This window comes from Aquipuribacter hungaricus, from assembly GCF_037860755.1.
GTDB lineage: Bacteria > Actinomycetota > Actinomycetes > Actinomycetales > JBBAYJ01 > Aquipuribacter > Aquipuribacter hungaricus.
In genome coordinates, this window is the sequence record NZ_JBBEOI010000199.1 from 1 (window position 1) to 6,468 (window position 6,468).

Sequence of the window (6,468 nt, forward strand, 5' to 3'; positions counted from 1 at the left end):
CGATCCGACTGGGGGCAGCCGGACCGGTCGTCTGCGCGGCCGTGCCGGCGCCGGTGCCGGCGCCGGTGGGCAGCGCCAGGTCGAGCACCTCGACGCGCTCCTCGGCGACGGGCTCCGGCTCGGGCAGCGCGGGCTGCTCGGCGAGCAGCCGGACCCCGTGCTCCCCGACGCCGAGGACGAGGACGCGGTCCCCGGCGTCGACGCTGACCACGCTGGTGTGGCGGCCGAGCGACGCCCGGGCCACGACGCGCAGCCGGGCGGCCTGCGGGGACCCCGCCGTGCCGGTGCGGGCGGCGACCACGCGGGTGAGGACCCACACGGTCCCCAGCACCGCGAGCAGGCCGCCGCCGGCGCGCAGCAGCATCTGGGCGGTCTCCATCAGCCGGCGTCGTCCGGCTCGACGATCTCGGTGATGCGCAGGGCGAAGTCCTCGTCGACGACGACGACCTCGCCGCGGGCGAAGAGCCGGCCGTTGACGAGCAGGTCGGCGGGGCTGCCGACGGGGCGGTCGAGCTCGACCACGGAGCCGGCGGCGAGCTCGAGCAGCTCCTGGACGGTCATCCGGGTGCGGCCGATCTCGGCGGTGACCTCCATGTGGACGCCGCGGAGCATGCCCATGCCGCGGGCGATGTCGCCGGCGCTCACGCCGCGCCCGCCGGCGGGCGGGGTGACGGTGGTGCCGCTGCCCGTGCCGCCGTCGGCGGGGCTGCGCCGGGGTGTGGGGACCTCGGCCGGCGGGGCGGGCGCGTCGGCGACGACGACGACCACGTGGACGGCGTCGGCCGGGTCGTCGCCGAGGCGGGCCAGGTGCGCCCGCTCCCCCGCCTCGCGCAGCGTCTGCAGCAGCGTGGGGGCGGACACGGTGTCCAGGGCGGACAGCACGCACGGGCCGAGGGCGGTCGACGCGGCCTCCAGGGCCGGGCGGCAGCACTCGGGGTCGACGGTCTCGCCGCCGGACAGGGCGAGCAGGTCGCCGGCGGACAGGACGACCGCGACGGTGCCGTCGACCGCGCCGGAGAACCGGGCGGTGACCGCGACGTGGCTGTCCAGGCCGTCCAGCTCGGACAGCGGGGCCGTGACCGGGGCGACCGGGCCGCCCAGGGGCAGCACCGCCGCCGCCGCGGAGGCTGCGGCGAGGGCCGGGGCAGTGGTGCTGTCGGTCGTGCGGGCGGTCGGGGAGCTGGTCACGAGCGGTCCTTCCGGGGGTCGACGATCAGGCAGGCGAGCTTGTTGCGGCGGTTGGCCGGCACGGCGCGGGCAAAGGCGCGGTCGCCCGCCACCATGAGCAGCGGGGTGTCGGAGGCGTGGCCGAGGCGGACGACGTCGCCCACGGCGAGGGCGAGCACGTCGTCGCTGCTCATCGTGATGCCGCGCATCCGGGCGCCGACGGTCATGGGGACCTCGGACAGGCCCTGCTCGGCGGCGGGGTTGGTGCGCACGACCGTGCGCTCGTCGACCCCGTCCGGGTTGAGCATCGGCTGCAGCGCGGCGTAGGGGACGGCCAGGGTGGCGCCGCCGGTGACGTCGCCGACGGTGAGGACGAAGTCGATGACGACGAGCGCCTCGGCGGGGCCGACCACCTGCGCGAACTGCGGGTTGGTCTCCAGGCCGGTGATCTCCGGCGTGAGCGCGCCCAGCGGCGCGAAGGCGTAGGGCAGCTCGGCGACCACGCGGTCCAGCAGGCTGCGCAGCAGCGCGGTCTCCAGCTGGGTGGCCGGCCGGGCGGGCTGGTCGGCCTCGCCGCGCCCGCCGAGCAGGCGGTCGACGGCGGCCATGGCCAGCTCGTGCTCGACGTGGAGCACGAAGTCCGACAGCTCCTCGGAGCCGACGACGACGAGCAGGGAGGGGGCGGGCAGCGAGGCGACGTACTTGCCGTACGTCGTCTGCGTCACCGAGCCGGGCTCGACCTGCCCGTCGCGGAGCATGGTGGAGAACTGCGTCGCCCACTGGCGGGCGAAGGTCTCGGCGACGACCTGCAGCGCGCGGGCGTGCTCGCGGCTGAGCTTGGTCGGTCGCCGGAAGTCATAGGGCTCGAGCTCCGCCGCGGGGGTGGCCCCGCGGCGGCGGGCCGCTGTCCTGGTCGGGCTGTCTGTCGGCACGGAGGAGTCATCGGCCGAACGGGTGGAACCTTGAGCGCCCGTCTCCGGCCCGCGCGTGTCGCGGGCCGGGGACCGGGATCACTGCATGACGAAGGACGTGAAGTAGATGTCGTAGACGTGGTCGTGGTAGGCGTGCTTGATCTCCTCGACGAGCTCGGCCTTGACGGCGTCGCGCTGCTCGACAGACGCCAGCTCGGCCATCGGCTTGCCCGACAGCTTGTGGATGAGGATGTCCAGCGCCTGGCTGCCGTCGGTCTCGGCGTGCTCGCCGCCGCCCTCGGCGACCGCCTCCTGCAGGGCGATGCCGACCTGCAGGTAGCGCCCGTCGGCGAGGTTGATGGTGATGGGCTCCAGGGGGACGACGAGGCCCGGCTCGTACTCGACCTCAGCGGCCGCCTCCTCGGCCGCGGCCTCCTCGCCACCGCCGCCCATGAACATGAAGTACGCGCCGGCGCCGGCCGCGAGGAGCGCGACGAGCAGCACCACCGCGCCGATGATCTTCTTCTTCTTCCCGCCCTTCGCGGGCGCGTCCTCGTCGGCCCCGCCGACGGGGTCGCCCTTGCGCTGTCCGGGCACGGGGGGCTTGCCGGTCAGGGCGCGGTCGGTGACAGCCATCTCAGGCCTCCAGGTGTGCGGTGGTGCGACGGGTGGGGGGGTGGGTGGGGCCGAAGGTGCGCCCGGTCACGGGGGTCACGACGCTCACGAGCGCGTGGCGTCGAGGGTGGGCAGGAGCGCGCGGACCTCGGGCGAGGCGTTCGAGCGCAGGAGCAGGTCGACACGCCGGTTGGTGGTCAGCGAGGCCGGGTCCGCGATCGGCACCAGGGGGCGGGCGTCGCCGTAGCCGGTGGCGTCGACGGTGCTCGCGGGGAGCCCCTCGACCTCCACCAGGCGGCGGGCGACCGCGGCGGCGCGCGCTGCGGAGAGCTCCCAGTTGGACGGGTAGATCGAGCCGGCCCCGACGGGCAGGTGGTTGGCGTGGCCCTCGGCGCTCACCGGGCTGCCGGCACCCAGCAGGACGGGGCCGAGGGTGTCGATGACCCGCTCCCCCGTCGGCTGGATGGTGGCGCTGCCGTTGGCGAAGAACACGTCGTCGGCGAACAGGACGACGACCAGCCCCTCCTCGGTGACGCGGAACCCGGCGCGGTCCTGCAGGCCGACCGCGGCGAGCGCGGCCTGCGCCTGGGCCTCGACGTCGTCGAGGCGGGCGAGCTCGGCCTGCGCGGCGGCCAGGTCGGACGCGGCCTTCTCGGCCTCCTCCTGCGCCGGCACCTCGCCGGTGCTGTCGCCGCCGGGCGGGCCGACGGGCGGGATCTCCACGCTGATCGGGTCGATCATCGGCCCGGCGCCGGACAGCGGGCTGATCGCCCCGTCCATGGCGACGAACCGGGGCGCCCCGAAGCCTGCGGACAGGCCGGCGCTGAGCTCGGCGAACTTCTTCTGGTCGACGTTGCTGATGGCGAACATGACGACGAACAGCACCATGAGCAGCGTGATCATGTCCGCGTAGGAGATCAGCCAGCGCTCGTGGTTCTCGTGCTCCTCCTCGTGCCCGCCGCCGCGACGGCCCTTGTGCCCGGACACGTCACGCCGCCTTGGCCTTGTCGGCCTTGTCGGCCTTGGCGCTGCCCGGGGGCAGCAGGCTGCCGAGCTTGCGGGCGACGATGCGGGGGCTGGCGCCGGACTGGATCGCCAGCACGCCCTCGACGACGACCTCCATGCTCGCGGTCTCCAGCTCGGACAGGCGCTTGAGGCGCGCGGCGACCGGCAGGAAGATGACGTTGGCGCTCATGACGCCCCACAGCGTCGCCAGGAACGCCGCCGCGATGAGGTGGCCGAGCTTCTCCGGCTCCGACAGCTGCTCCAGCACGTGGACCAGGCCGAGCACGGTGCCGACGATGCCGAGCGTCGGGGCGTAGGCCCCCATGTCGGCGTAGAACTTGGCGCCGACCTTGTCGAAGGCGCGCTTGGCCTCGATCTTGCCGAACAGCACGTCCTGGAGGTCCTCCGGGTCGGTGCCGTCGATGGCCAGCTCGAGCGCCTCCTTGAGGAAGGGGTCGTCGATCTGCGAGGCGGCGTCCTCCAGGCCCAGCAGACCCTCGCGCCGGGCCTGCTCGGCGAGCGCGACGACGGTCTCCACGGAGGCGCCGGGCTTGGCGGCCTTGCCGGACAGGGCCTTGACCAGGTCCTTGCCGAAGCGGGCGGCGTCGCCCATGGTGTTGCCGGCCATGCCGACCGCGACGCTGCCGCCGAGCACGAGCAGCATGGGCGGCAGCAGGAACATGGCCATCGGGTTGCCACCCTCGAGGGTGGTCGAGACGAAGATCGCGGCGAAGCCGGCGACGATGCCGATCAGGGTGAGCGGGTCCATCACGCCCTCCTGGCGCGCAGCTGCACGACCGAGGCGCCCGTCGGGCGGCGGTCGTGGCTGCTGTCGTGGCTGCTGTGGCTGTCGTCGTCCTGGCCGTCGTGGCCGTCGTCGTGGCCGTCGTGGTCGCTGTCGTCGTCGCTGTCGTCGTCGGGGACGGGACGGACGTGGGCCGTCGTGGCGGGCGCCCCGAGGGCGGCCTCGCCGAGCAGGCCGGCCTGGGCGACGACCCTGGCGCGGTAGCCGACAACCAGGTCGACGAGCTGCTCGAGGCTCTCCACCACGAGGTAGCGGCTGCCGTCGATGAGGGTCAGCACGGTGTCCGGCGTCTCCTCGGCCCGGTGGATCAGGTCCGGGTTGAGGGAGAAGACGCTCCCGTTGAGCCTCGTCAGTCGTATCACGTCAGGTCCGTCCGTGGAGGGGGTGGCCGCGCCGTCCGTGGCGCGTCGGTCCGTGGTGCGCGCCGTGCGCGCGGTGCTGGTGGTGCTCGTGCTGGTGCTCGTGCTCGTGCTGGTGGTGCGGGTGAGGGATCGGCGGCACCGCCGGACGGATGAGGTCCTGGGGGTACCTGCACCCGGACGGGTGAGCGGGCCGCGCGCGGGCGGCCCGCCCCCCGGGCAGGTCGGGTGGGACCTGGGTCAGCGCTTCATGTTGACGAGGTCCTGGAGGATCTCGTCGGAGGCCGTGATGACGCGGCTGTTCGCCTGGAAGCCGCGCTGGGCGATGATGAGGTTGGTGAACTCCTGCGCCAGGTCGACGTTGCTCATCTCGAGCATGCCGCCGGACAGGGTGCCGCGGCCGTCGCCGGGGACGCCGACCTGCGGCTCGCCGGTGTTGACGCTGGGCCGGTACATCGACCCGCCCGCCTTCTCCAGGCCGGCCGGGTTGGCGAACGTCGCCATGGCCAGCTGGCCGAGGACCTCGCGGCGGCCGTTGGAGAACACGCCGACGAGCCCGCCGTCGGGGCCGACGCCGAAGCTGGACAGCGTGCCGACGGCGTAGCCGTCCTGCTTGAGGGCTGCCGCGGTGTTGGTCTTGGCGTAGCCGGTCATCCCGGTCATGTCGATGGTGATCCCGCCCAGGGCGAGCGTCGCCGGGGTCGGCGTGGAGCCGTCGGCGGCGAAGGTCAGGGTGCCGGCGGCGGTGGTGCCGCCGTCGACGGCGGTGACCGACCACTGGGTGGGGCTCAGGCGGGTGTACTGGACGGTGACCTTGCGGGCCGCGCCCTGGGCGTCGAAGACGTCGATGGCGGTGGTGACGGGCTGGGTGCTCGCGGAGTCCGCGGGCAGGTTGCCGCCCATGGTCACGCTCGTCGTGCCGGCCGGGGGCAGCAGCACGCCGATCGGCAGGGTCAGCGGGCCGAGGGGGCCGTTGGTGTCGACGACGCCGTCGGTGGCGCCCCAGCCCTGGACCTGCGAGCCGTCCGCGGTGACCAGGCGGCCGCCGGCGTCGAAGCTGAAGGAGCCGGCTCGGGTGTAGAGCTGCTCGTTGCCGTTGTCGACGACGAAGAAGCCGTCGCCGGAGATCATGAGGTCGGTGCTGCGGCCCGTGGTCTGCGCCGCGCCCTGCCCGAAGTTCGTCGTGATGCCCGCGACCCGGGTGCCGAGGCCGACCTGCGCCGGGTTGGTGCCGCCCTGGTCGGGGGTGGGGGACGCCGCGCCCTGGAGCAGCTGGCTCAGGGTGTCCTGGAACAGGGTCTGGCTGGACTTGAAGCCCGCGGTGTTGACGTTGGCGATGTTGTTGCCGGTGACGTCCATCATCGTCTGGTGCGAGCGGAGCCCGCTGATGGAGGAGAACATGGAACGGAGCACGGTGACCTCCTGAGGTCGTGGGCGGTGCGGGGACGGTCGGTCGGGCGGGTCAGGTCCGGTGGATCAGGTCCGGTGGACCTCAGGCCGTCCCGGCGGGCGGCGTGGTGGCAGGCGGGTCGGCGGGCGGGGTGGTCGGCTGGGCCGGCGGCGCGGCCGGCGGTGCGGTCTGGGCCGCGGGCGGGGCGGTCGCCTG

8 protein-coding genes are annotated in these 6,468 nt (G+C 74.3%); all 8 read right to left on the reverse strand.

Annotation, left to right across the window (positions count from 1 at the left end; genetic code table 11):
* The coding region (locus tag WCS02_RS15925; RefSeq protein ID WP_340295006.1) for a FliO/MopB family protein at positions 1-379 on the reverse strand (379 nt) is incomplete at its 3' end.
* On the reverse strand, positions 379-1,188 hold the full coding sequence (gene fliN / locus WCS02_RS15930; RefSeq protein WP_340295008.1) for a flagellar motor switch protein FliN: 810 nt from the start codon (positions 1,186-1,188) through the stop codon (positions 379-381). The genes fliN and WCS02_RS15925, both read right to left, overlap by 1 nt.
* Positions 1,185-2,099 (reverse strand): flagellar motor switch protein FliM, encoded by a 915-nt coding sequence (locus tag WCS02_RS15935; RefSeq protein ID WP_340295010.1) that lies wholly within the window; start codon positions 2,097-2,099, stop codon positions 1,185-1,187. The genes fliN and WCS02_RS15935 overlap by 4 nt, the downstream gene beginning before the upstream one ends.
* Before the next feature lie 78 nt (positions 2,100-2,177).
* Positions 2,178-2,714 (reverse strand): flagellar basal body-associated FliL family protein, encoded by a 537-nt coding sequence (locus WCS02_RS15940; protein WP_340295012.1) that lies wholly within the window; start codon positions 2,712-2,714, stop codon positions 2,178-2,180.
* 84 nt (positions 2,715-2,798) lie between these two features.
* Complete coding sequence (locus WCS02_RS15945; protein ID WP_340295014.1) at positions 2,799-3,680, reverse strand: flagellar motor protein MotB; 882 nt, start codon at positions 3,678-3,680, stop codon at positions 2,799-2,801.
* Position 3,681: 1 nt separating this feature from the next.
* Complete coding sequence (locus tag WCS02_RS15950; protein WP_340295016.1) at positions 3,682-4,467, reverse strand: motility protein A; 786 nt, start codon at positions 4,465-4,467, stop codon at positions 3,682-3,684.
* Positions 4,467-4,865 (reverse strand): flagellar FlbD family protein, encoded by a 399-nt coding sequence (locus WCS02_RS15955; RefSeq protein ID WP_340295018.1) that lies wholly within the window; start codon positions 4,863-4,865, stop codon positions 4,467-4,469. The genes WCS02_RS15950 and WCS02_RS15955 overlap by 1 nt, the downstream gene beginning before the upstream one ends.
* Before the next feature lie 237 nt (positions 4,866-5,102).
* Positions 5,103-6,275 carry a flagellar hook protein FlgE gene (locus tag WCS02_RS15960; RefSeq protein WP_340295020.1) on the reverse strand — a complete coding sequence of 391 codons (1,173 nt, stop codon included), beginning with the start codon at positions 6,273-6,275 and terminating at the stop codon, positions 5,103-5,105.
* Positions 6,276-6,468 lie beyond the last annotated feature (193 nt).

Excerpts from the sequence above, each read along its gene's own strand:
- WCS02_RS15940 (WP_340295012.1), bottom strand. The coding sequence starts at position 2,714 with ATGGCTGTCACCGACCGCGCCCTGACCGGCAAGCCCCCCGTGCCCGGA.
- WCS02_RS15950 (WP_340295016.1), bottom strand. The coding sequence starts at position 4,467 with ATGGACCCGCTCACCCTGATCGGCATCGTCGCCGGCTTCGCCGCGATC.